Annotated in this window: 26 protein-coding genes; 9 read left to right on the top strand and 17 right to left on the bottom strand. The window is 43.6% G+C overall.

The features are described from left to right. Positions 1–28: 28 nt before the first annotated feature. Entirely contained in the window at positions 29–766 is a 738-nt protein-coding gene (modA, locus tag JWG45_RS16970) for a molybdate ABC transporter substrate-binding protein (protein WP_205280812.1), read from the top strand. 53 nt (positions 767–819) lie between these two features. Further along, positions 820–1,527 carry an ABC transporter ATP-binding protein gene (locus tag JWG45_RS16975; RefSeq protein ID WP_205280813.1) on the top strand — a complete coding sequence of 236 codons (708 nt, stop codon included), beginning with the start codon at positions 820–822 and terminating at the stop codon, positions 1,525–1,527. Positions 1,528–1,704: 177 nt separating this feature from the next. Here the strand turns inward: JWG45_RS16975 and JWG45_RS16980 are convergent, their stop codons facing one another. From JWG45_RS16980 to JWG45_RS17005, 6 genes are all read right to left on the bottom strand, one after another. After that, positions 1,705–2,787 (bottom strand): sulfate/molybdate ABC transporter ATP-binding protein, encoded by a 1,083-nt coding sequence (locus JWG45_RS16980; RefSeq protein ID WP_205280814.1) that lies wholly within the window; start codon positions 2,785–2,787, stop codon positions 1,705–1,707. A gap of 2 nt (positions 2,788–2,789) precedes the next feature. Beyond that, positions 2,790–3,629, bottom strand: coding sequence for a sulfate ABC transporter permease subunit CysW (cysW, locus tag JWG45_RS16985; protein ID WP_205280815.1), 840 nt, complete (start codon positions 3,627–3,629; stop codon positions 2,790–2,792). Next, on the bottom strand, positions 3,626–4,462 hold the full coding sequence (cysT, locus tag JWG45_RS16990) for a sulfate ABC transporter permease subunit CysT (RefSeq protein ID WP_205280816.1): 837 nt from the start codon (positions 4,460–4,462) through the stop codon (positions 3,626–3,628). The genes cysW and cysT overlap by 4 nt, the downstream gene beginning before the upstream one ends. 25 nt (positions 4,463–4,487) lie before the next feature. After that, a complete protein-coding gene (locus tag JWG45_RS16995) occupies positions 4,488–5,498 on the bottom strand; it encodes a sulfate ABC transporter substrate-binding protein (RefSeq protein ID WP_205280817.1) in 1,011 nt (336 codons plus the stop codon). A 45-nt stretch (positions 5,499–5,543) separates the two neighbouring features. Continuing rightward, on the bottom strand, positions 5,544–5,783 hold the full coding sequence (locus JWG45_RS17000) for a hypothetical protein (protein ID WP_205280818.1): 240 nt from the start codon (positions 5,781–5,783) through the stop codon (positions 5,544–5,546). Between the two features lie 121 nt (positions 5,784–5,904). Continuing rightward, positions 5,905–6,087 carry a hypothetical protein gene (locus tag JWG45_RS17005; protein ID WP_205280819.1) on the bottom strand — a complete coding sequence of 61 codons (183 nt, stop codon included), beginning with the start codon at positions 6,085–6,087 and terminating at the stop codon, positions 5,905–5,907. Positions 6,088–6,174: 87 nt separating this feature from the next. Here JWG45_RS17005 and JWG45_RS17010 point away from each other — a divergent pair, with 87 nt between their 5' ends. Next, positions 6,175–7,191 (top strand): adhesin OmpL37 family surface protein, encoded by a 1,017-nt coding sequence (locus JWG45_RS17010; protein WP_205280820.1) that lies wholly within the window; start codon positions 6,175–6,177, stop codon positions 7,189–7,191. 27 nt (positions 7,192–7,218) lie between these two features. Then, positions 7,219–7,821, top strand: coding sequence for a hypothetical protein (locus JWG45_RS17015; protein ID WP_205280821.1), 603 nt, complete (start codon positions 7,219–7,221; stop codon positions 7,819–7,821). Between the two features lie 105 nt (positions 7,822–7,926). Here the strand turns inward: JWG45_RS17015 and JWG45_RS17020 are convergent, their stop codons facing one another. From JWG45_RS17020 to JWG45_RS17045, 6 genes are all read right to left on the bottom strand, one after another. Beyond that, entirely contained in the window at positions 7,927–8,943 is a 1,017-nt protein-coding gene (locus JWG45_RS17020) for an LIC11086 family outer membrane transporter (RefSeq protein ID WP_205280822.1), read from the bottom strand. After that, positions 8,943–9,818, bottom strand: coding sequence for a laminin/fibronectin-binding adhesin Lsa30 (gene lsa30 / locus JWG45_RS17025; protein ID WP_205280823.1), 876 nt, complete (start codon positions 9,816–9,818; stop codon positions 8,943–8,945). The genes JWG45_RS17020 and lsa30 overlap by 1 nt, the downstream gene beginning before the upstream one ends. Next, positions 9,793–10,992, bottom strand: a complete 1,200-nt coding sequence (locus tag JWG45_RS17030; protein ID WP_205280824.1) for an MbnH family di-heme enzyme — start codon at positions 10,990–10,992, stop codon at positions 9,793–9,795. Before JWG45_RS17030 ends, lsa30 begins: the two co-directional genes overlap by 26 nt. 45 nt (positions 10,993–11,037) lie before the next feature. Then, positions 11,038–11,985 (bottom strand): MbnP family copper-binding protein, encoded by a 948-nt coding sequence (locus tag JWG45_RS17035; protein WP_205280825.1) that lies wholly within the window; start codon positions 11,983–11,985, stop codon positions 11,038–11,040. 81 nt (positions 11,986–12,066) lie between these two features. After that, on the bottom strand, positions 12,067–12,507 hold the full coding sequence (locus JWG45_RS17040) for an LIC_11090 family protein (RefSeq protein WP_205280826.1): 441 nt from the start codon (positions 12,505–12,507) through the stop codon (positions 12,067–12,069). After that, entirely contained in the window at positions 12,504–12,806 is a 303-nt protein-coding gene (locus JWG45_RS17045) for a sulfate transporter (protein WP_205280827.1), read from the bottom strand. Before JWG45_RS17045 ends, JWG45_RS17040 begins: the two co-directional genes overlap by 4 nt. 143 nt (positions 12,807–12,949) lie before the next feature. Here JWG45_RS17045 and JWG45_RS17050 point away from each other — a divergent pair, with 143 nt between their 5' ends. From JWG45_RS17050 to JWG45_RS17060, 3 genes are all read left to right on the top strand, one after another. Continuing rightward, positions 12,950–15,028 carry an O-antigen ligase family protein gene (locus JWG45_RS17050; protein ID WP_205280850.1) on the top strand — a complete coding sequence of 693 codons (2,079 nt, stop codon included), beginning with the start codon at positions 12,950–12,952 and terminating at the stop codon, positions 15,026–15,028. Continuing rightward, a complete protein-coding gene (locus JWG45_RS17055; RefSeq protein WP_205280828.1) occupies positions 15,025–15,933 on the top strand; it encodes a glycosyltransferase family 2 protein in 909 nt (302 codons plus the stop codon). The genes JWG45_RS17050 and JWG45_RS17055 overlap by 4 nt, the downstream gene beginning before the upstream one ends. Before the next feature lie 118 nt (positions 15,934–16,051). Continuing rightward, the gene (locus tag JWG45_RS17060) at positions 16,052–17,377 is read left to right on the top strand and encodes an adenylate/guanylate cyclase domain-containing protein (protein WP_205280829.1); all 1,326 of its coding nucleotides are present in this window, start codon (positions 16,052–16,054) and stop codon (positions 17,375–17,377) included. Here the strand turns inward: JWG45_RS17060 and JWG45_RS17065 are convergent. From JWG45_RS17065 to JWG45_RS17075, 3 genes are all read right to left on the bottom strand, one after another. After that, positions 17,374–17,664: a YciI family protein gene (locus tag JWG45_RS17065; protein ID WP_205280830.1), complete on the bottom strand. Its 291-nt coding sequence runs from the start codon at positions 17,662–17,664 to the stop codon at positions 17,374–17,376. The genes JWG45_RS17060 and JWG45_RS17065 overlap by 4 nt on opposite strands. Positions 17,665–17,959: 295 nt before the next feature. Continuing rightward, a complete protein-coding gene (locus JWG45_RS17070) occupies positions 17,960–18,496 on the bottom strand; it encodes a metal-dependent hydrolase (protein WP_205280831.1) in 537 nt (178 codons plus the stop codon). A gap of 5 nt (positions 18,497–18,501) precedes the next feature. Next, positions 18,502–19,119, bottom strand: coding sequence for a glutathione S-transferase family protein (locus JWG45_RS17075; RefSeq protein WP_232380738.1), 618 nt, complete (start codon positions 19,117–19,119; stop codon positions 18,502–18,504). 391 nt (positions 19,120–19,510) lie between these two features. Here JWG45_RS17075 and ilvD point away from each other — a divergent pair, with 391 nt between their 5' ends. Together ilvD and JWG45_RS17085 are read left to right on the top strand one after the other, a co-directional pair. Then, positions 19,511–21,193: a dihydroxy-acid dehydratase gene (gene ilvD, locus JWG45_RS17080; RefSeq protein ID WP_205280833.1), complete on the top strand. Its 1,683-nt coding sequence runs from the start codon at positions 19,511–19,513 to the stop codon at positions 21,191–21,193. Then, complete coding sequence (locus JWG45_RS17085; protein WP_205280834.1) at positions 21,190–21,720, top strand: nucleoside 2-deoxyribosyltransferase; 531 nt, start codon at positions 21,190–21,192, stop codon at positions 21,718–21,720. Before ilvD ends, JWG45_RS17085 begins: the two co-directional genes overlap by 4 nt. Positions 21,721–21,754: 34 nt before the next feature. On the opposite strand, the gene JWG45_RS17090 is transcribed toward JWG45_RS17085, so the two are convergent. Next, on the bottom strand, positions 21,755–22,528 hold the full coding sequence (locus JWG45_RS17090) for a YARHG domain-containing protein (protein ID WP_205280835.1): 774 nt from the start codon (positions 22,526–22,528) through the stop codon (positions 21,755–21,757). Between the two features lie 402 nt (positions 22,529–22,930). Beyond that, positions 22,931–24,061, bottom strand: a complete 1,131-nt coding sequence (locus tag JWG45_RS17095; protein WP_205280836.1) for an alpha/beta fold hydrolase — start codon at positions 24,059–24,061, stop codon at positions 22,931–22,933. Positions 24,062–24,256: the final 195 nt, after the last annotated feature.

Here is a 24,256-nt window from a genome sequence, read left to right on the forward strand (position 1 = left end):
TCTAAAAATTGTATTTATTTTTTCTTTAATGAAATTAATTTTATTTACTTCCCTTTTTGCAGAAGAAGAACCTCAACTTCTGGTTTTCGCGGCTTCGAGTCTATCCCAAGTTTTTTCCGAAATAGGAAAGGAATTCGAAAAAAAACATTCCAGAAAAGTTGTTTTTAATTTTTCAGCTTCCGGGATTTTACTTCGACAAATCGAAAACGGAGCTCCTGCCGATGTTTTTGCGTCCGCAGATCAGGAGAGTGTGGAAAGCGGATTGGAGAACCAGCTCTTTGATCGAAAATCCAAGAGAAATTTTGTAAGAAATCGATTGGTTCTCGTCGTTCCGAAAGAAGCCACTTCGGTGATAGAGTCCGTCTTTCAACTTAAGGAAAACTTCGTTCGGAAAATCGCACTCGGGAATCCGTCGACGGTTCCCGCTGGAAAATATGCGAAAGAGTTTCTCGAGAATGAAAAAATATACGAGGTTCTGAAAGATAAATTCATCCCGGGTGAAAACGTGAGACAGGTTTTAGAATACGTTGCGAGGGGAGAAGTGGATGCGGGTTTTGTTTACAGGACGGACGCGATTCTTAAAAAGGAGAAGGTTCGAATTGTGACGGACGTTCTAAAAACCAAACCGATTCTTTATCCGATCGTCATCGTATCCAAAACTTCCCTGCCGAAAGAGTCCAAACTTTTTATTGAATTTGTATCATCCCCGGAAGCTCGTAAAATATTTGAAAAGTATCATTTTGAAATCGGAAAAGAGTCGAATTAACGGTTTTCAAAGTGTGAAAAATTTTATAGGAAATCAAAGATGAGTAAAACCGATTGTCTCTTGAAATAAAAATTCACAAAACGTTCCGGGATGGGGATCGAAATTTTCTTCTGGATCTTGATTTTTCATTTCAAAAAAATTTTTTATTGATCTACGGACCTTCCGGATCCGGAAAAACTCTGACTTTGAAAACGATCGCCGGCTTGATTCGCCCCGATCAAGGGAATATTTCGTTTTGTAAGAAGGTTTTTTTTGACGGAGATAAAAAGTTTGATCTTCCCGTACAGAAACGAAACGTCGGTTATCTCCCTCAAGGTTATTCTCTTTTTCCCCATCTTTCCGTAAGAAGGAATTTGGAGTTTGGTTTGAAAAAAACGTTTCGCTGGAAACTGAAAGATTCGGATCAAAAAAGAGTCGGTGAAATATTAGAATTATTTGAAATTGCGAATCTTTCCGAAAGTTATCCAAAAAATCTTTCCGGTGGACAAAAACAAAGGGTGGCTCTCGCCCGCGCGCTTGTAAAAAAACCAGACCTCCTTCTTTTAGACGAACCCTTTGCCGCTCTCAATTCGGAACTAAAAAACAGAATGAGAGAGGAGTTGGTAAGGATTCAAAAGCTCTATCAAATTCCTGTTCTGATCGTTTCACATGATCGAAACGATTCTACTTTTTTTTCAGGAGAAACGCTCTCGATCGAAAACGGAACTATATTCAAAAAAATAAATCCTTTTAGAGAAAGGAGAGCCGGTCGCAAAGTTTAATTATTTTTTGAGGATTTGCTTTTTCGATCAAAATGAGAATCGATTTTTTGGAATCTCGAATTCGGATTTAAAGTCCTTTGTAAATTTGGGGACCTTCGATCGAGAGGAAAAGAATTCTTCGAGTCGGAAATCAAGACGGAATCGAAAAAAGAACATTCAAGACCGAGGAACCGAATTCTAAATCGTATAGTCTTCCACGTAGTCTTCTACATATACTTTCACTTTTCGAAAACGAATATGAACCGTTTCTCCAGGCAATAGGTTTAGGGTTTGAAAATCGTTGGAATTCAATTGAGATTCTAAGAGTGTGCCCGTATCCAAACGCTTGAGGTCCACCCTTACAATTCTTCCGGTCGAATGAATATATTGAATTTCGGCAGGAATCGTCTGAGCGGGAATCGATTCCCTTAATATTTCTACGTCGTAAGGACGTACATATCCCACCGCGTTTGCGTTTTCAACCTCCGCGTGTTCGGGGGCATCCACTTTGATTTCTCCGAGTTGTGCTTGCCCGCTTTCTACTCTTCCGTGGAAAAGAATAACGTCTCCCAGAAAATGAAACACAAAGGAGTTTTTCGGATGATTGTAAACCTCGTCCGGAGTTCCGACTTGTTCGATCTTTCCAGAACGCAGGATGACTACCTTGTCTGAAACTTCTAAGGCTTCTTCCTGATCGTGGGTTACAAACACGCTCGTGATATGGATTTCGTCGTGAAGACGGCGAAGCCAGTTCCGGAGTTCTTTTCTTACCTTTGCGTCAAGTGCACCAAAGGGCTCGTCTAACAATAAAAAACGAGGTTCGATCGCGAGAGCTCTCGCGAGTGCGATTCTTTGTCTTTGTCCTCCGGAAAGTTCGGCCGGGTAGTGATTGTGAAAATTCTCCAGCTGAACGAGTTTTAAAAGACTCATAACCTTATCTCGTATCGCTTCCTTACTCGGTCGTTCCGATCTTTTTCTTACCTCCAATCCGAACGCGATATTTTCAAAAATCGTCATGTGCCTAAAGAGTGCGTAGTGCTGAAATACAAAACCGACTCCTCTATCTTTTGCGTTTTTCTTTCCTACTTCCTTTCCTTCGAAGATCACCTCTCCGGAATCCGCGTCTTCGAGTCCCGCGATGATTCTTAAAAGTGTGGTCTTTCCTGAACCGGACGGACCAAGGAGAGCGACCAGATCTCCGGAAGGAACCTCCAGAGATAAGTTGTCGATTGCTGTGAAGTTTCCAAATCGTTTTACGATATTCTGAACTTTGATTCCCATGATTATACCTTCTCTTGGAGCAATGTTTCTTTTTTGGTGACCTTGATTTTTCTTTCCAGGATCTGCTTTGCTACGAGTGTGATTAAGGATAAGAATACGAGAAGGGAGGCGGCTGAGAACGCGCCCACCGAGTTGTATTCGTTATAAAGTACTTCGATCTGTAACGGCAACGTATTCGTTTGTCCACGGATATGTCCTGATAAAACGGATACGGCTCCGAATTCTCCCATGGCTCTTGCGTTGCAGAGTATGATTCCGTATAACAGTCCGTATTTGATTCCGGGCACTACGATCTTTAAAAAAACTTTGAGGGCGGATGCTCCGAGTAACAATCCCGCTTCTTCCTCTTCGACTCCCTGCGACTCGAGCACGGGTATCAATTCTCTTGTGACGAAGGGAAGAGTGATAAAAACGGTCGCAATTACGAGTCCGGGTGTGTTGAAGACGATCCTGATATCCATTTCCTCGAGAAAAGGACCGAACCACCCCTGTCTTCCAAATAGAAGAATGAAGATCAGACCGGAGATCACGGGCGAAACCGAAAACGGTGAATCGATGACGGTCAAAAGCCAACTCTTTCCGGGAAACTCGAACCTTGTCACGGCGAAGGACGAAACTATACCGAAGAAGGTGTTTAACGGAACCGCGATGACAACGACCAATAACGTAAGTTTAAACGCGGAAATCGTATCCGGTTCCTGTATCCCTTCCAGATAAGCGCCGATTCCTTTTGAGAACGCTTCGTGAAAAACTGTGTAAATCGGAAGTAGTAAAATCAAACCTGTAAATAAAAAGACCAAGCCGATCAGAATACTACGAGTTAATAAGGATTCTTGTCTCATCCCTTTCTCCTAACGGATATCGTCTGAAGAATATTAATACCTAATAATATACTAAAAGAGATTACCAACATGATAAATGCGATTCCTGTGGCCTCTTCGTATTCGTATTGTTCGAGTTTTGTCACGATCAACAAAGGAAGAATTTCGGTCTTACCGGGAAGATTTCCTGAGATAAAAACCACAGATCCGTATTCTCCGATCCCTCTCGCGAACGCCATCGCGGCCCCGGTTACCATCGGGGGAACGAGTTCGGGTAAGATGATTCTTCTAAAAATTTGCCAACGATTCGCTCCGAGACAGTATGCGGATTCTTCCAGTTCCTTTGGGAATTCCTCCAATACAGGTTGGATGGTTCTGACCACGAAAGGAAATCCTATAAAGACGAGTGCAATTACGATGCCGATCGGCGTGTAAGCGATTTTGATCCCATAGGGGTCTAAAAGTTTTCCGATGATTCCGTTCTTTGTATAGATGGTGGTTAACGCGATTCCGGCAACGGCGGTTGGTAGCATAAAGGGAAGATCCACCAAGGAATCCAAAAGCGATTTTCCAGGGAATTCGTATCGAACGAGAACCCACGCGAATAAAAATCCTATAAATAGATTCAAAAACGCGGCGATCGCCCCCGCACCAAAGCTCAAGTAAAGAGCTGATAAAATTCTTTCGTTCGAGAGTAGTTTCCAAAAACCTCCCCATCCGATTCCCGTACTTTTGAGAAAGAGCGCGCCTAAGGGAATGATCACCAAAAGACTCAGGTAGGTGACGGTGAGTCCGAGGCTGATTCCGAAAGCTGACTTTCCGTAGGGTTTGGTTCTTACGTTCAAAATGGACACTGGGTTTCCCTTTTTTTGAAACGATCTACTTCGAATAGACTTGGTCGAAAATTCCGCCTTCCGCGAAATGTTTTTCCTGCGCCTTTTTCCAAGAACCTTCCAGATCCCGAATCGTAAACAGTTTCAAATTTTTGAATATACTTTTATACTTTGCTAATACTTTAGAGTCGGTCGGTCGATAGTAATTTTTCGCAATCACTTCCTGTCCTTCCGGTGTATATAAGAATTTCAGATAGCTCTCGGCCACCCTCGACGTTCTGTGTTTTTCCGCGTTTTTTGTAACAACCGCGACGGAAGGTTCGGCGAGGATACTGAGCGAAGGAAAGACAATTTCCACTTGAGAGTTCGGTTGGTTTGCGGTTTCTCGGAGGGCAAGATGGGCTTCGTTTTCCCAGGATATCAAAACGTCCCCGATTCCTCTTTGTACGAAAGTTGTTAGAGATCCTCTGGCTCCCGAATCCAAAACAAGAACGTTCTTATAGAGATTTTTAACAAAACCCTTTGCTTTTTCTTCGGAACCGTATTTGCCTTTCGCAAAACCCCAGGCCGCGAGGTAATTCCATCTTGCGCCGCCTCCCGTTTTCGGATTGGGAGTTACAACTCCGATTCCCGGCTTTATTAGATCGTCCCAGTCTTTGATTCCTTTCGGATTCCCTTTTCTTACCAGAAATACGATCGCGGATGTATATGGAGAGCTTTGGTGTGGAAGAAGATTTTCCCAATCTGTTGAAAGCAATTTTGATTTTTCGGCGATAGCTTCGATATCCTGGGCGAGTGCGAGAGTGACTACGTCGGCTTCGAGTCCGTCGATCACGGCTCTGGCCTGTTTGCCCGAACCTCCGTGAGATTGGTTGATGACCAAGTCTTCTCCGGTTTGTTTTTTCCATTGTGCGATGAAAAGTTTGTTAATTTGAGAATAGAGTTCTCGAGTCGGATCGTAAGACACGTTTAGAAGTTTCGTTTGTGAAAGGAGGCTGGAAGAAGCCGTTAAGAGAAGAATTGCGGTCAGGGTCAGTTTTGCTATTTTTGAGTTCATTTGGATCCTTCCTGGATTCATTTCTACAACAAAGCGAACAAAAATCTAATAAATTAGATTTTTGGATCCAATATTTTTAAAGACTGCATGAAAGTAAAGAATTTTGTGTTCCTTTCTAACTTTTCCCCCGAATGTGATTCCGTTTCCCTTGCCTAAAGTTAAGAGAAAGTTGAAATCGAGAATCGTCTCTTGAAGAGGGGTTTTAGGAGTTCCTACACGGGGATTTGCGCTTACGAAATTAGAATTTTCTGAGAGAGGAAAGTCCGCCGCGGTTTCTTTCGCCATCGCTCCCCACCACCCGAAAAATCCATAACCTTACCGACAAGTTAAGAGTAGATACAACAAGAATCGTCCCGAGACAAGGTATTTTGCAGGAGTTCCTACATGAGAATTTTTTCTTGCAAAATTATGTTTTTGTGATATAGGAATGTCCCCGGAATTTTTCCCGCCACCGCTCCCCACCACCCGAAATTTGGGTGGGGCGCGCGACTTTTACAGAAGAACGTCGTAGTTCCAACTGATTCTTCTTGAGATGCAAAATGCCTGCGGGTAAGAGGATGATTTTGAGAGGGGATTCTTTTTTCAGCACAGATTTCCGAGTCTCCAAAACCCGGAATTTCTAGCTTTTTTTCCTGGGAAAAAGGGCGGTAGGCCGATATAAAAAGGAGAGAAAGCCATGGTTTCCAGAATTCAAACAGCACTGATCGTAATTATCTCCCTTTCCGGCGGCCTTTTGTGGGCCGTTTCTCCGGATCAAACGAATTTAGGAATTTTGATTGGTGAAAATAAAGTCAATCTCAAGTTCATCAATATCTGCGTGAGCAATCTCGCACCGGCTTTGGAAGAAGGTGCGGGCGGAGATAAAACACCGCCAAACAACACAAAGGCGGAGGCGGGAACCGCGACCAACGCTTCGACTTCGGTCCAGAATACCGGGGGAAAAGAAGAGGTTTACAAAAAGTTAAACGCTCTTCCGTCTTATACAAGTCTGAAAAAAGCAAATCAATTCGATTTTAACGGAAATATGTGGTATTATCAGAGCAATTATTCCCTTTCCTTTAAAAATCTTCGCGGTGCCCAGGGCGAGATGAAGGATCTTTATCAAGCCACCCACGAACAATATCTCCAGAACTCAAGGGCGATTTTGGAATACGCCTCTCCTTTGATCGTTAGAAGCAACGATAAGATCGCACAACATCTCCTCCGTCTCGGATTTAGAGATCTCAAAAGTTCGGAAGATCATTTTACGACCGCTTACAATTCGGCTCCTTATCAGTTTCGGTATAAACTTCTGCTTCATAGCGAAGGAATTAAAATCGCAAGAAGAGCGAGACGATTCGCGTTACTCGCCATGATCGCCTCCAAAACTCCAGCCGAAGACAAACCGGAATATCAATTTGTAAATCTGGACGACATCAAAGCCGCGGCTGAAAAAGAGAATATTTCCGATTACGAAAGAATCCGAAATACCATGATCAATTATATCGATAACGATCTCATTCAGAGAAAAATAATTCCCGCCGGAGAATCGAAAGACAAATCAATTGATATATTAGAAATTCATGATGATAATTATTCGTTTATCACCTCCGGAAGAGTTTCTTTTATGGATATGAGCAACGACGAGATCAAAACGGACGATATGATTCAGAAGGAAACACTTCCGCCGATTCCGGCCAAAACCGGAAACTAAATTCGATTCTCGAAAAGGAATAGATTCATGAATCGATCCCAAAAAAGTTCGCTCTTTAGTTTTATCGTTTTGATTCTTCTCTTTCAAGGTTTTTTGGAAGCGGGAACCCTTTCCTTTCGAGAAAAGAAAAAATCAATCGAAAGAAAAATCAAAATTTTGGAAGAATCTAAGAAGGCGATTCCTTATCACAAACAGGATGAGAACTGGACAAAACTTCAAAATCTAAAAGAACGTTTTCAAAACTTCGCCCGTTCCGGAAGCCTTCAGGAAAGAGAAGAATCCTTGCTCCTTTTGGAAAGAGCGGTTCCTCGGATCACGACGGATTTAGCCGCCGAAGGAAAAGTTTCCGCTAAAAATCTGATCATCCATTATTCGGAAAGATATTTACAAAAAAAGAATCATCCGGAGGAAACTCCGCTCTCTCAGAAGGACGAAGAAAAATCCTCTAATTACTTTCGAATGGCCAAAGAAGAATTCAATCAAGCCGAGAAGTTTGATCGGGATCGGAATGATTTTTACGCGATCGTATTGTATGGAAGATCCATACAATATTCTTTAAAAGCGATGGATTCCCTGGATTTGGAACCTCCGAACGGTTACGAAGGAATTCTAAGAAAGAAAACGAAATAACCGATTTCTCCTTTTGCAATCTAAGGTTGCCGATTTTCGTTTCTAACGTTGCGGATCGTATTTCTACAAAGGTTTGTCTTTTCACTTTTTATTCTTATTTCCCGTTTACTTCTCGGCTTCCCCGGTCGAGTCGTTTTTTGTTTCGGAATTCTTACGAAATTCTTCTTTAGAATCGTTGTCCTTTTTGATTTCGGACTCTCCGTCGTCCAATGCGGAGATTTCAATTGATACCGCCGCGGTGATAGCGTAATCATACAAGCGTTGTTCTTCTCCTCGAAGTAATGGATAACGATACGCAACATTGAAGGTGAGTTTTTCCGAAACGTTAGCCGAAATTCCGATGCTGACTTCTCTAAAAATCGAAGGAACCTTTCCTTGATCGGTTTTTTTGAGATCGACTCCTTCGTATGGAGTTCGATACAGATAACCCGTAAAGAAGGAAAGCCCCGGTTTCCAAAGCCAGGTAACATATCCCGAAATCATCGTGGTTTTTTTAAGCAAATACGTTTCTTCCGGCGGAGTCGAAGAAGGATCCCTAAGCCAGTATACGATTCCGTCGTTGTCCTGCAAGTTGTTAGGTCTGGATCTGGAGATAGGAATGATTCCGCTGAGTCTCGTTACAAAGCTAAACTTTCCCCAAAGATAACCGAAAGTAACACCCGGAATTCCGGAATAGTAATTCCCTCCCGTGAACTTATCCGTGTCCGGTCCCGATGGGAAGCCGACGTTTGCGCTCAAAACCACGAAATAGTTTTTTTGGAAGTCTATCAAGGGAAGATATTTCAAACCGATGTATGTTTTTCCGATTCTCGCCGCGTCCGATCGATCTTTTTGTTCGTAGTATGTGTAAGGAGTACTTAGGTTGATCGCAAACATTCCGTTTTTCAGGTTCATCTCCCCAAAGAAAGTGGTCGTATGGATGTTGCTGTTTTCGTTTGTCTGTTTATAAAAATCCTGGGTGAGTACGAAATAGTTCGCCGGTTTTTCCCTCTTTCCGGTGAAAGGATCCACAAAACGCGTGGACGCCTGATCGCTTCCTCCCATTCCCGTGTGATGCGCGAAGGTCGAACGAGAGATCGAAATAATACAAAAAATCCATAAAATTAGAATATTCCGTTTCATTAAAATACCCCGCACCCCGTCTGATACAAAACCCTATCCTGTTGTTGAAAGTTCGCCACGATTCGATTATAGAGGTCTGTGTTTTGGTATGGGTTGATGTTGACCGGATTGGGTAAGGGCGCGATCGTTCCGAGGATCGAAATTCCACCCTGATCTTGTAAGATTCCGGTGAAGTTCCAGGTTACCGGAAAGTTTCCGAGTTTTTCCGGAACGATATCGAATCTGCATCTCGGAAACAATTCCACAACGAAGGGGGCAAGTTGAATTCTTACCGTCGTATTGACGGGAGCTGTGATTTGAAACGTTAGATCCAAGGATTGGACCTTATACTTTACCGAGGCAAGATAACCCGAAGGAATCCCTTGGATGTTAGGAACAACGGAAGAATGAACGTCCCCCGTGAGTATCGATCCGTTTACTATTTCCAGACTCGAATCCGTAAACGAAGGAGTTCCATATTCCGCTCCATAGGGAGAAGAAACCGGTAGATCCAAAGGAACCGTGTAAGGAGTATGTGACGCCGAGGAATGTTCGTCTCTGTCGATCGTACTGGACTGATTCGGTATGGTAGGAACCGGATTCGGATTTACTCGGATGGAGACTCCGTCCCAAACGATCTTCGATCCGGCTAACAACTGTAAGTTGTAGGTAATACCTCCTGAAACAAGACTAAAAAGTCCGATATTGGCGTCTTGCTGATCGTCCGTAAAATAAATTCCGGTTTGGAACGAGGAAGTTCTCTGACTAAAAAGTGTCAGAAGTTTTTGAACCGTTTTTGCTTCCTCCTCTTTTGCATTTCCTACGGAACCGAACGTGCAGGATCCGAAAAAGAGGGATGTGCAAAAAAAACTAAAAAGGATCGCTGTGTTTCGCATTGGTTACGAATTCCGTATCGGTTAAACTTTTGAGAAAATTCACGAGGTCCGTCTTTTCACCTGCGGTAAGTCCGATCGTAAAGACGAAACCGTTCTTATTCGGATTGGCCCTTCCGTCTCCAGCATTTGGTCCGACCGTGACGTTTCTTCCGCCGTTGTTGTAATGTTCCACGATATTCTCCAGCGTATCGATCGAACCGTCGTGCATATATGGCGCGGTCAATTCTATGTTTCGGATCGAAGGGGCTCTGAATTTTCCCTTGTCGGAAGCAAGTCCTGTGAATTCAAAAAGCCCTTGGTTTCCAGCCGGATAACTTCCGGTTCCACCGACGTTATAGAGTCCGTTATTGTGAAACGTGACTTCCTCTAACACCGTTCCAACGTGAACGCTCGTCGAAGCGAGATTAAAACCGCCGTGGCAGTGAAAACATTCCCCTTTTTCGGAGAAGAATATCTGGGCGCCTCTCAAAATCGAAGCCCTTTGTGTGGAGCTCCCGAGTGCGGCGACGTCACCGTCGTAGAGATATTTGTCATAAGGAGAACGTCCTGAGATCAGAGTCCGTTCAAAACTCGCGATCGCCTTTACTACGTTACCCGTTGAAAAAGGATCTCCTCCGGGGAAGGCCCGCGCGAACATCGCCTGATAACGGTTATCCGATCGAAGGCGATCCAACATTTCGTTTTCTTTATTCGCAAGACCGAGTTCCACGGGGTGTTCTCCGAAGATGGGGACCAACATCTGTTCTTCTAAGTCCCTCAGATTCGGATTCACCCAAGTCTGACGGAGATTGTAGGCGACGTTGATGATCCCTTGGGAATTTCTGGGATGAACGTCTCCCGTGGAGCCGATTCCCGTGGCAAGTCCGTCCGTAAACGCCTTGGCTTGTTTGTGGCAGGATCCGCAGGACTGGGTTTGATTTCCGGAAAGTCGCTTATCAAAAAATAAGAATCTGCCTAGGTCTACTTTTTCCTGGGTCATCGGGTTGGAAGCGGGAACTAGAGGAACCGGAAATCCGGGAGGAAGATTCCAGACATAAGAATTTTGCGGAAGTAGCAAAAGAAACAACAAGTCCTCGTTTTTGGATTCTTTCTTTTTAAAAGGATCGATCGGAAGGATTCCGGATCCGCACTGAATCAAAAAAAATATAAAAATAGAATATACTAAAAATTTCATATACTTCTCCTTAGAACGCCCGAAATTTTCGGGCGTTCGTGTCGGTTATTTGGAGATGATCGAAAAAACTGTCTGAACCGGAGTGATCGATACGCCGGTTGCGAGATTCAATCCGATATTCGGGAAGATAGTAGGGCAACCTACGGACATCATTCCTGCGGTTCCTGACATACACATCGCACCGTTCGCATTGGCTGTCAGATCGATTCCTTGTAAAAGCGCCTGCACGTTGATTTTGACGGTTTGAGCGGCCGGATTGAAACCTCCTTCCGGAGTCAGGGTAACCGGGATTCGATTGGCGCGAACACAGGTGCTTGCGCTCCCCGTTCCCGTGCAATCTCCGGATCCGATATGAACCGAGGTTCCGGCAGCACCGGTTTCTGCGGTTTCAAAATCCAGTTTTAAGAATTTGTAACCGGCGGTCCAACTCCAGAACATTCCGGTCGTATTCAATGGAGAAGGTTGGCTATCCGCGTTCAGGTGATTTTTTTCTTCCGGAAGTCCGATCGTAAACTTGAGCCCCTTATAGGTTCCTCCCGGAATCATCGCGGAAACCATATTGTTCGTTTCGGATGTGCCGTTGCACTTTCCGGTTTTGTCTTCGAAATCCAGAAGAGCGATGTTTCCGTTTTGAAACTTTCCGTCCTGATTTAGATTCAGGGGAATTTCGGTTCCGTCCGCCGCGATCAGAGTAACCCCGTAGACAAAAAGCCGAAAGTCATGCAGTTGGAAGGTTACGCTTTCGGCGATATGTGCTGTCGGAATAAAGGGAGCCGTTTCCAGAGTGAGCGCGTGACCTTTGAGGGTTTGACCACATTCTAACTTTTGCGATCCTGCGTATGCGGAAAATTGAATGCCGGGTGTGGTATTCAAGGCAACGATCGAGGCGATGGAAAGAAGATTGTCGTCTTCCTTTTTTTTATCCCAAGGACAATGGATAAAAGTAAAACCGAGGAATATTATAAAAAGTGAAACTAAAAATTTTTTAGTCATGAGAATTCTCCTAAAATAGTTAAATACCGATTGATTAACCAAAGGAATGCTTCGGCGGCCTTTCCTCGGTGGAATCGAAATTTAGGAGAATCGGGGCGGACGAAGAAGTGAAAAGGAGGATTGGATTCCTGTATTCCATTCTTTGAATATTATAATTTCAAGAAATTCGGAAACCGGCCCTGCGATCAAAATGGCTCCCGGGCTAAAAAGTGTGGAATAAAACACGCTGAGTTGTGCGACCTTGTTCTCTGATTTTTTGCAGGCGCAGGTATGTGTTTCCCCCGATTTAGCTGAGTGGCAGTCCGGGAGTTTTTTGGAAGAATGCGATTCTTTCGAATCGGAACGAACCGTCTTTGCAAAACGATCGTCCTCGCGGTCCTTGTGTTTTTGGGCCCGGCTTCCGTGGTTGCATTCGCAGATTTTGGCCTGTTCGGCCAACACACAACCGAAAAGGCCGCTCGAAAATACGATTGTTTGAAAGAGAATTGCGGTCGAGAGATAAATGGAAAGAAGGCGTTTCATCCCAAATTGATCTTGAGTTTGGAAAGAACCAATTGTAATCCTTCGCTCAATTTGACTTCTGAAATCTGGATTTGTTCCTTCTTGAGATCCGAAATGAATTTTAGAATCCGGTTGAGAACCATGGATGGAATCGCGACAACGGGAGTCAGATCCAATGCCACCGCTTCCGGACGGATTTCACGGATCTGAGAAAGGATGATCTCGATTTCCTCCGATTCCACGGAACAGATATTCTTACGAAATTCCACGCGGAACAGTTTTTTATCGGGGTAGATGGTGGATTCTTCCAGTCGTTGCATAAAAGGGAACTTCCATACAACTATTTCAGAAGCGAGTTTTTCCTGGAAACAAAAAAACTCTTCCGAGATCGGAATCCAAATCTCGATTCCAAAAGATCGAATTTATCGTTTCGGAAAAAATCCTTTTGAATTTCTGTATCCTTATGCAAAATCGGAAGCAAAATCCATTCTTCTCCTTCATACGGATTCCCGCGTGGAAGATCTTCTTTTGGATCGGATTTTCACTTCTACTTCTGGTTCCTCTTTTGGGGTTTTATCCCTGGAAGTATAGAATCGTTTTTGTCCTTTCGATATTTTTGTTCGTTCTGATCGATTTGTTTTCTCCGTTAGTCGCCACAGCGATCCTCGCGGGGACTTCCGTCTTTTTTGGAAATCATCCGGGAGGAAGATTTTTAGAATTCCAGGATTCGCTTTGGATCTTTTGGTCCGTCCGAGGAATAGTGGAGCTCAAGTTTTCAGGAAGTTCCGTTTTCACTCTGGAATTTTGGAAACGTCCGCTCGGAGTTTTACTTCTTTGTTTTTTTGCATCCGGATTTTTGAGTCTTCTCGCGAATCCGGAACTCGTATCCGACCTCCGTTTTTATCAAAAGGGATGGTTTTGGTTTTTACATTCCACAGAGCTCGAACCCTGGTATCCGATCAAACTTCTTACGATCGGAATTTTATTTTGGATCGGCTTGAACGCAAGAAGGGAATGGTTGAGCGAAAGTCAAAACCAGGATCAACTTTTGATTTTTTACGCATTAGGAATCGGAATCGGTCTCGGAATCGCGGTTTTCGCAGGTTGGTTGGAATATTTTTTCCCTTTCGTAAAATCGAAGTTAGACGTTTATCACCTTTGGTTGGACGGATACAAACTCGTTGCGAAGCCTCATGCGTTTTTTCCGTGGATGCAGAAACTACAGGCTCCTTTTGCGATTCAATCCTTGTTTTGGAATCGGAGTTGGTTCGCCGTTACTTTGATTTCAGCTCTTCCCTTTTTATTCTATTTACTCAATCGAAGCGGCGATCAAATCCTTTCGCAAGAGAAAACTAACGAAGAATATGTTAGAATCTCCAGACGCCGGAATCGAATTCGAATCCTTGTTCTTTCCGGAATTTTCCTTGTCCTAGGTTTGACCTTTCTTTGGATCGGAGCGAGAGGAGGAATGTTTTCTTTCGCGGTTCTTTGGATTGCGGCTGGGGTGTTTTTTCTTTTTTTTCGTACGATTCAAAAGGAATCGATACGAAAGACTCTGTTTCGTTCGTTCATTCTATTTTTTATTTTTTGCGGAATCGGATTTCCGATCCTGATCATCTACACAAAATTAGGGGCGGGAGATCCGGAACGACTTTCCCATTTTAGAGCCGGATGGAAACTTTTTTTAGCCAAACCGTTGTTAGGAGGAGGTTTCGAATCCTATGGATGGTACAACGAATGTTGTCTCAGTCAAATCGGAAGAGAAAGCCCGTTTCATACGACTCACAACCAGTGGTTGCAGATTCTTTCCGGGCTCGGCGTTTTTGGAGGAATAATTTTCGGAGCTCTCTGGGCATTTCTTTTGGATGCGATCGGATTTCCGAGGGAAAAAAAAGAAGAATCGATCGGCGCTCGTGCGCTCTATTTCGGTTCGTTCGTAGCGATTTTCGTATATTCTTTTTTTCAGGAATGGTTCTATATAAGAGGCGTTTATTTACAATGGATTGCTTTGTTCGTATTTTTCGGATTTGGATCTCGAGGAAAAATAAATTACAATATTAAAATATTCAAAAATATAAGTGTTTTAGGAGTTGTTTTTTTTGCTTTTGTTCTTTTGGTCGTTTCGGTTTGTTTTTTTCCGACGAGGTTGTTTCGGTCCGGGGTTTATTTTCCTCCGGGAGTAGAATTGCCGCCGGAAGGGAAACCGCGTACGGCCTGGATTTTGGAAGGCCGAAGTTCGATCGTCTTAGTAAACGAACCCGATTCTTATTCCGTTTTTCCACAATCGGATGATCCGGACGGAATTTCTAAGATCGATATAAAAGGCGGATATCTTCAATCCCGGTCGTTCCCAAAGTCGACGGATCGTCAGGATGTTTTAATTTTTAGAACGGTGGAAGGTGAGAATATTCTAAAATTGGAATGTGGTTTAGGAACCGAGAGAAATGAATTGGAGAAGTTTGTATTCTGGAAATCTCGGATTCTGGATCCGGAACCTCGAAAGATCTGCGGTAGAATTTTGATCGAGAAACATTTTCTATGATTCATCTTCCGATCTCGGTCGTTATTCCCACCTATAACCGAGAACAAAAAATTCTGACAGCGATTGAAAGTGTGTTAAAGCAGACTCGATTGCCCGAGGAGATTCTTGTCGTTGACGACGGTTCTACGGACGGCACGATTTCAAACATACAAGAACGATTTTCTGATTTTTTGGAAACGATCCGGATTCTAACCTTGCAACATCGAGGTGTGAGTTATGCGAGAAACCGGGGAGTCGAAATTGCAAAAACCGACTGGGTTGCGTTTTTAGATTCGGACGACGAGTGGTTTCCGAAAAAGTTAGAAAGACAATGGGAGTTTTTACAAAAAAATGCGGATGTAAGAATTCTTCAATCCTTAGAAGTCTGGATCCGAAACGGGAAAAGGGTCAATCCTCCGGCCCATTTGCAAAAAAAAGGGGGATGGATTTTTGAGGAAAGCCTGGAATTCTGCGCCGTCACTCCTTCGTCTGTGATCCTGCAAAAAAAACTTTTTTTGGAATCGGGAGGAATGGACGAAGCCTTACCCGCTTGTGAAGACTACGATCTTTGGTTGAGGATCAGTTCTCAAAATCCGGTCTTTTTGTTAAACGAAGAACTTCTGATTCGTTACGGAGGTCATGAGGATCAACTTTCCTTTCAATACCCGGTGATGGATCGATTCCGGATTTACTCCATTCTAAAATTATTAAGTACCCATCGATTGACGTTAAAACAGGAAGAGCAAGCAAAGGCAATTCTGTTTATAAAGTGGAATCTTTTAAAACAAGGAAGGATCAAAAGAAATCTTTGGATTTCGGAATTGGATTCTCTTTGGGAAGAAACGATTCGTTCCGGTTTATCTTCTCGGTCCGGTATATCCATTCAAAAGTTTTTGCTTACAAATGAAAACTGGACAAGATTCTAAATTCTTTTTTTCGTTTTTTGGATCCGATTTGATTTCTGGTTTCCTTTTTTTACGTTCGTGAAATGGTTTTCCAACTTGGATCGTATCGTATGCAAAAAGGTCCATCGGAGAAAATTAGATGCTCAAAGGTTTTCAGGAACTCATTCAGAGAAAAAGAATGATCGTTATGGACGCTCTTTCTTTTGAAGTTTTAAAAAGTGAAATCGTTCGTACTCGGATCTTGTTTCGTTTCTTTTTTGTGGCCAGTTTTGTGGTGGGAATCGTTTATTATATCTTTGGTGAAAGGATGACGAAGGAAGTCGGAGTACGCCTTCCCTTTGAAGCGATCGTTCTTACCGGTTTCGGGATTTCGTTTTACGAATATGTGGTTTACAGAATGTTTCTTCTGTTTCAGAAAAAAAGGAAGATCATCTTTCCACCAGCGCGTTTTGGAAACGCGTTCATCGAGGTCTCCTTTGTTACGTTGCTCATCTGGTTGAATATCAATTCTTTTGGTTCTCCTTTGATTCCGCTCTATTCTCCCGCGCCTTATATCTATTCGATTTTTATCATTCTTTCTGTGTTGCGTCTTGAATTTTCTCTGAGTGTTTTTACAGGTTTGGTCGCCGGTTTGGAATTGTTCGGAATGGCGTTTGTTTATATTCCGGCGAATGAAACAAAACTTTCGATTCAATTTTTCAATTCGTTTATGCCGTTTTTAGGAAAGGGAATTCTGTTGTTGATGGGCGGCGTCGTTTCCGGTTTGGTCGCGGTCCAACTCAAAAGAACTCTGATTTCGGCGACCGACGCGGTTCAGGAGAAGAATAAGGTAGTCGGTATGTTCGGCCAGTATGTTTCTCCGGAGGTCGTGGATCGTCTTCTCGAACAGAAAAACGAAAATTTCTCCGAGTTCAAACACGTCTGTGTGATGTTTTTGGATATTCGAAACTTTACGAGATTCTCGGAGAAACGATCTCCCGGTGAAGTGATCGATTATCTCAATTATCTTTTCACTCATCTGATCGATATCGTAAACATGCACAACGGGATGATCAATAAATTTTTAGGCGACGGTTTTATGGCGGTTTTCGGAGCTCCTATCTCGGACGGGGCCAACGACATTCACAACGCGGTGAACGCATCTTTGGCCATTCTAAAGAAAGTAGAACAACTCAACCTGGAAGGAAAAATTCCGGAGACGAATATCGGAATCGGTTTGCATTCGGGCGAAGCAATGACAGGTAACGTAGGATCCGAAGCTCGTAAGGAATACACAATCATAGGAGACGTCGTAAATCTCGCTTCCCGCGTGGAATCGTTGAACAAGGAATTCGGGACCAAATTTTTAGTCACACAGGCCGTCTTTGACAACGTAAAAGACAAGGTTCCTGGAAGACATCTTTCCTCGATTCACGTAAAGGGAAGAGAAGAGCCCGTGGATGTTTACGAGCTCGCGAAACTCTAAAGCCAGAATTCGAATTCTTTCTGGTATTTGACCGGAGACCATTCTAAGATTTGGTATTCGGCGACTCCGTTTGTATAAAAAGGATCTTGGTGGCAGAACGCCTCAAGGTCCTTTCTCGTCTCCGCCCTTGCGATCAAGATTCCACCCGTTCTGGGTTCTTGCGGTCCGGAAGCGAGAAGAATTTTTTGTTCGTAACCCTTGGAAAGAAAGGCTCTGTGTTCGATCACGTGTTGATCTACGATTTCAATGGGTGTTAGATAACGAAGTACTACGATAAATTGTTTCATTTTTGATTCCTAAAAAAATCCGAATTTCCTTTTTCAAAATTTAGAAGTGTCCTTCTCTGTCGATTGTTTTTAGCCGGATTGAATTCTAAGAATTCTAAAAATCGAATTTCTTCGGCGATCCTTCTTCGAAAAACTTCCCGTGAGATCTTTGTTCTTTGGATGAAAGTTCGTAAAAGCGAGAGATATTTTTTAGAAATTGGAAATGATGATTTTTTCCATTTTAACCAAGTGCGGTTTTATCCTCTTTGATCGAAAAATGTTCTTTCCAAAACGAAAAACCCGTTTCGATTGATTGCTATTTTTTTTTGCCCCAAAGAAGCCGAATCAATAAAATTGCGAATGAAGCTGCGAACAAAGGAATCCATACAAAAAAGAATTCCGATTTTAATACGACCAATCCTCTCGCAGTCAAAAAGTTTTTGATTCCGATCGGGGAAACACGGATCGGCCTGTAGTCGAAAAAGAATCGTTCGGAAGAATAGGGGATCAGAAAACCCACTCCCAAACCTCCGCTTGTCATCGCGTCCAGAAGTCCGTGGGACAAAATCGAAAAAAATAAAAACGGAATTAGAACCCGCGCCTTTACTTGGAATTTTCGGGTGAGAACATACGCGAGAATGGAAAGTGAGAATGCGAACAGAATCGAGTGACTCAAACCTCGGTGTCCTAGGTCGTGTTCATAAGGAATTCCTAATTTAAAAGCGATTACGTCCGCGTCCGGAAGAACACAGAATGCAATCCCGAGGAGTAGAAGTTGGAACGGGATTCTCTTTTTTCCGAATGCGATCCAGAGAGAAATCGGAACGGCGGTATGAGTCAGGATCGTAGGCATATAAATTACTCGTAAGTATCGATGGAAATCATCTTTGGATAAGTCTTCACGTTTTGCAGCCATCTGACTACGGACGGAAAAGTTTTTACGGAAAAACCTCCGTCTTCCGCTACGTGTGAATAGGCGTATAACGCAAGATCGGCGATCGTGAGTCGGTTCCCCACAAAAAAGTCCTTATCCGCAAGATGGGTCTCCATCACTGAAAACGCCTTCATTCCTTTTGTGTGATTGTTTTCGATCTGTTTTTGATCGATCGTATCTCCCGGTACAAATTTGAGAAGCCACCGATTGACGGCTACAAACGGTTCGTGACTGTATTGTTCGAAAAAAAGCCATTCTAAGATTCGAGTTTGTTCCAAAAGATCGTTGGAAAAGAATTTTGTATCTCTCGCGAGATAATAAAGAATCGCGTTGCTCTCCCGGATATTGGTTCCGTCGATAAGTTGAAGCACCGGTATTTTTCCGTTAGGATTGATCTTTAAAAATTCTGTCGTTCTCGTTTCCCCTTTTCGAGTATCCAGTTCCACCCATTCAAAAGGGAGATCCAAAAGTGTGAGAATGGATTTTACCTTATGGCAATTTCCGGAAACGTTCATCCCAAAAACTTTAACATATTTTTCCAATCTGAATTCTCCGCACCTTTTCCCGTTTCCATTTTCGAGATTGGATTGTTTCGACACCGAGTCGATCATCCTTTTGGAAACTTCGATTCTTTGAGAAACATCTTTTTGACTCCGTAAAGTTTGTATTTCTTTTTTTAAACGGAAGTTATACTATTTCAGAATCGGATTCGATTCTGAAGAAACAAAAAGGTCGAATTTATAGGAGAGTGTCGGCGTTCGGAGTCGAAACATTCTTTCGATCGTTTTTGACTTTTCCATTTGACTGCGGGAAGAATCGGCGGGATGGTATTTACATTCGCCTATCTCGAAGGTTTCGCGACTTTTTAAAGATTCATAAAACAAAAAAGGCGGTTTCTAAACCGGAGATAGGTTTCCGATTGGATTGAAAACTATGAGTGATCCCTTAAAAAAAAGAAGTTCTATGACGACTGACGGAGACAATCGCGCTCCGAATCGTGCGATGCTCCGCGCCGTCGGGTTTACGGACGAAGACTTTCAAAAACCGATGATCGGTATCGCTTCGACTTGGAGCGAAGTCACTCCTTGCAACATTCATATCAACAGACTCGCGGAAAAAGTCAAAGAAGGAGTTCGAACCGCCGGAGGGATGCCTCAGATTTACGGAACGATCACCGTCTCGGACGGAATCGCAATGGGGCACGAGGGAATGCACTATTCTCTTCCTTCCAGAGAAGTGATCGCGGATTCGATCGAGATCGTCTCAAACGCGATGAGACATGACGGTGTGATCGCGATCGGCGGTTGTGATAAGAATATGCCGGGTTGTTTGATGGCTCTTTGCCGCGTCAACGTCCCGTCCATCTTTGTTTACGGCGGGACGATTCTTCCGGGAAACTGCGACGGTCAAGACGTGGATATCGTTTCCATTTTCGAGGCGGTCGGTAAGTTCAACGCGGGAAAAATTTCAAGAGAAGAATTTATCCGAATCGAAGAGAACGCTTGTCCCGGCGCGGGAAGTTGTGGAGGAATGTATACTGCAAATACGATGTCCTCCGCGATCGAAGCCTTGGGGATGAGTCTTCCCGGTTCGGCGTCCATGCCCGCGGTAAGTTCGCGAAAGTCGAACGATTGTTACGAGGCGGGAAAGGCTCTGATGGAATTGATCCGAAAGGACATCACACCGAAAAAAATTCTCACAAAAAAAGCGTTTGAAAACGCGATCACCGTAGTTCTTGTGTTAGGCGGATCCACGAACGCGGTTCTTCATTTGATCGCAATCGCAAAAGAGATCGGAGTCGATCTGACTCTGGAGGACTTTGATAGAATTGGTAAAAAAACGCCCCACCTCGCGGATCTAAAACCCGGAGGGAAATACGCGATGACCGATCTCGATAGAGTCGGTGGAGTTCAGGGTGTGATGAAATATCTTTTGAAAGAAGGAATGCTCCACGGAGATTGTCTCACCGTCACCGGAAAAACACTTGCAGAAAATCTAAAAGACGTATCGGATCTCGTCCCTGGACAAACCATCGTTAAAAAGAAGTCAGAAGCCTTACATCCGTCCGGACCTCTTGTGATTCTTAAGGGAAACTTGGCGCCCGAAGGAGCCGTGGCAAAAATTTCAGGACTCAAAAAAATTTCGATCACCGGCCCGGCGAAGGTGTTTGAATCCGAAGGGGATTGTTTTGACGCGATTCTAAAGGACCAAATCAAACCCGGAGACGTTATCATCATTCGTTACGAAGGCCCGAAGGGCGGACCCGGAATGAGAGAAATGCTCGCGGTCACTTCGGCTCTTGTCGGAAAAGGGCTTGGGGAAGAGGTCGGACTTCTGACGGACGGACGTTTTAGCGGAGGAACCCACGGTCTTGTGGTTGGACATGTTTCACCGGAGGCGTTCGACGGAGGTCCGATCGCGATCGTTCAAAACGGAGATAAAGTTACCATCGATTCGTCCAAAAATCTTCTCCAAGTGGAGATTTCCCAGGAAGAAATCGACAAACGATTGAGAAGTTGGAAGCCGATCGAACCGCGTTACAAGTCAGGCGTACTCGCGAAATACGCGAAGTTGGTTCAGTCCGCGTCCAACGGGGCGATCACGAATCTGCTTTGAAAACGATCTATCTTGCTGGACCGGAAGTTTTTTTACCAGAAGCGGGTTCTATTCTTCAGGATAAAAAGTCCCTCTGTCTATCTCGGGGTTTTTTAGCGCTTTCTCCCTTTGATTCCGCAATTCCGGATAACGTGGAAAAAAATCAGGATCTTGCGCGAAGGATTTTTTATGGAAATCTGGATTTGATACGCAGAGCCGATATCGTACTCGCGAATTGTAATCCGTTTCGAGGTCCGCTCGTAGACGACGGGACCTCGTTTGAAATCGGTTACGCTTATTCTCTCGGGAAAAAAATTTACGGTTTTGCAAAATCGCTACCGCCGTTGCCCGAAAACGTAAAAGGAAGAATCCGGACCTTTCCTCATTCTTCGGGTTACGAGATCGACGAGGAAGGTTATTTGTTAAACGAAGACTTCGGCAATTCCATCAACTTGATGTTGCAGTATGCGATCGAAGATCGGGGACTTTTGTTCGAAGGAGAATTCGAGGACGTCCTACGGAAAATCGCCGAACGTGAACAAAACTAAAAATAAAGTCCTTTCTGAAAACGAAGCTTTGGCTTTATTCGTTGTTGACTACTACTTCCTTTTCCACTTGCCCCATACTTTTAAAGTAGAATCTCGTGCTGAATAGACTTCCTTCGAGATAGATATAGATCCACTCGGAAACGTAACTTGTTTGCGGAACGATTTGTAGAACCGAAAGAAGTCTTTCCTTTTCCAAAACATACCGTGTGGAACAAATCTCCTGGTTGATCGAGTCCATCGAACAATCTGAAATTCTGGAGAATTTTCCGTCCTGAGAAGGTGTAAGCGTATAATATTTTTTGAATTCGAGTTCGCCGCTTTTTGCCGTTTGAATCGAAGCGAGTAACTTTTCATCGTTCGGTTTTCCGGAAACTCGTATCCCGGTGATAAAAATCTCTTCGGAACGATAAGGGACATCCTCGGTTCGTTTGTCGATTTGGTTTTGAACCGAATCGTTTTTGATAAAGGAACGCTCTACATTTTCATAATATTCTAATTTAGAATCGTCCCAGATAATTCCGTTCGATAAAAACGCGGAGTATCGAAGGGAGTTCTCCTTTTCCAAACGTAAGTATTTTTCGGCGAGTTCCTGGTCCTGTTTGGGCAACTTTACGGATTTCGATTTCGGACGATACCAGTCGAATTTTTTAAAATAAGAATCCAGTTTCGTGTTTTTGAATTTAAGACCTTGTTTGGCGAAGAGTTCGTTTCTTTTGAGAATGATCTCTTCGATCGTCTTATTTTCCGTTTCGGAAAACAGGGGAAAGGAAACGATTAAAATGAAGAAAAAGAAAAATTGGCGGTTCATAATCACAGTCCGTTGTTTACGACCTCTTGATTTTACTTCTAAGGTCTTTAAAAATCCCTCGTCCAAGGATCGAAAAATCTCCTTCGACAAGAGTTATTTTTACAACAAACCAAAAGGCGCAGGTTGTGCGGAAATGTCCCTTTCTTGAAAGATATTTCCGTTTGTGGGACTTGCGTTTTGGAAATCGTCGAACCTCGTTACAAGACAGAGGTTCTAATGAATTCCAATGGTTTCTCCAATCGACTCAGAACGCGAAGTATCAGGAATCTGCTTTGAAAAAACAAACGATCGTTTTGGACCGTTCTTCCAAAAGAGTCCGGAAACGTTTCTTTTGGAAGAATCCAACCTTCCTATTGTTGGAGTGCGACTTTTAATAAAAGTGACACATCCATCCGTGCAAGTTCAAAACAAGGGAACCAACAGGCTCGGTTTGGAATACGGAGTTCCGTGTACCGCCTCAGGATCGGAAATCGTAATCACGTCCAAACCGGTTTTGAGATATTGAGCCAAACCCTGTAGTTCGGAGTGACTGAAGAATGGGTCTTTGTCCAGCCATACAACTTTGAGATTAAATCCGGCCCAGATATTCGGTGAAATTTGTATCCGAGGACGGGATTGGGTCGTTTCCCCCGATGGATCCAAACCGACTACGTTTGCTCCGGCGGGATACGGCTCCAAATTATTCATGAGCGGAATTTCACCGGGAGTAGGCGCTCCGGATACGGGCACACCGTTGACTGAATATTTCGTACCCAGAAAGAAATCATTCGGGCTTTGTACAAAATTTCCAAAGGCTAAGACCGGCGGATAGGGTTCGAATTCTACGATCTTTTGAATTTTATAATTCCAGACCAGACTTTTGGCGGAATTCGGATCGCTCATATCCGTATCTCCCGGATACCAAGGCAACGGAGACGGGATATCACTTGCGATTAGAATCGTATTTTCGATTCCGAAACTGGAAAGAAGATTTCCACCCCAGCCTCTTGTGACAAATTGATTTTGAACGATCTGAATGACAAGTCCGCCTAAACTATGACCTACGATCGTATGAATCTTTTTCCCCTCGGTCCCTGTCATTTGAGATAACAAAGCGCGAAGCGCATCGGCGTAGTGAATCAAAGTAAGATCGCTTGCATATTTCGGCAAGGAAGCGGAACCCTGGCCCACGATACTTTCCCCATGTCCCGGTAAATCCAGTATGTAAACGGTGTGAGCCTTAGACTGATTGATCAACTCCTTGGCAAGCGGCTCGTAGATCGTGCTGTTGTCACCGAAACCGTGAACACACAAAACACTTTTCAGTTTTGGATCTAAGATGATCCCCGTTTTCTTGTATTTGATTACGTTTAATGAGTAGTGAGTTGTCTCTCCGGTATAAAAATTACGACCGATCACATCGTAAGTTAAAACCGTTCTTTCGTAGGCCGCACTCACGGACTGAGTAACGAACAGGGCGAACGTGACCAATATTGTAATCCCGGCTTTCCGAAAAAGGAAACGGATCCTGGATTTATCCCATCTTCTCTTCATAAATTTTCTCCAGTTCTAATTTGAATGAAGAAAACTCGACTCTCTAACGGATATATTTTTTGAAACGTAGAAGGCGAATGAGATCCGAGTTTGTGGATTTAGTCAATCAAAAAAGGCAAAATGAGTTCAAAAAAAATAAAACCGATAGGCCGCTCGCTTGTTAGGCTTTATTTCCGGAGAATTTAAATTTATCGT

Source organism: Leptospira ainlahdjerensis (genome assembly GCF_016919175.1).
Classification (GTDB): domain Bacteria; phylum Spirochaetota; class Leptospiria; order Leptospirales; family Leptospiraceae; genus Leptospira; species Leptospira ainlahdjerensis.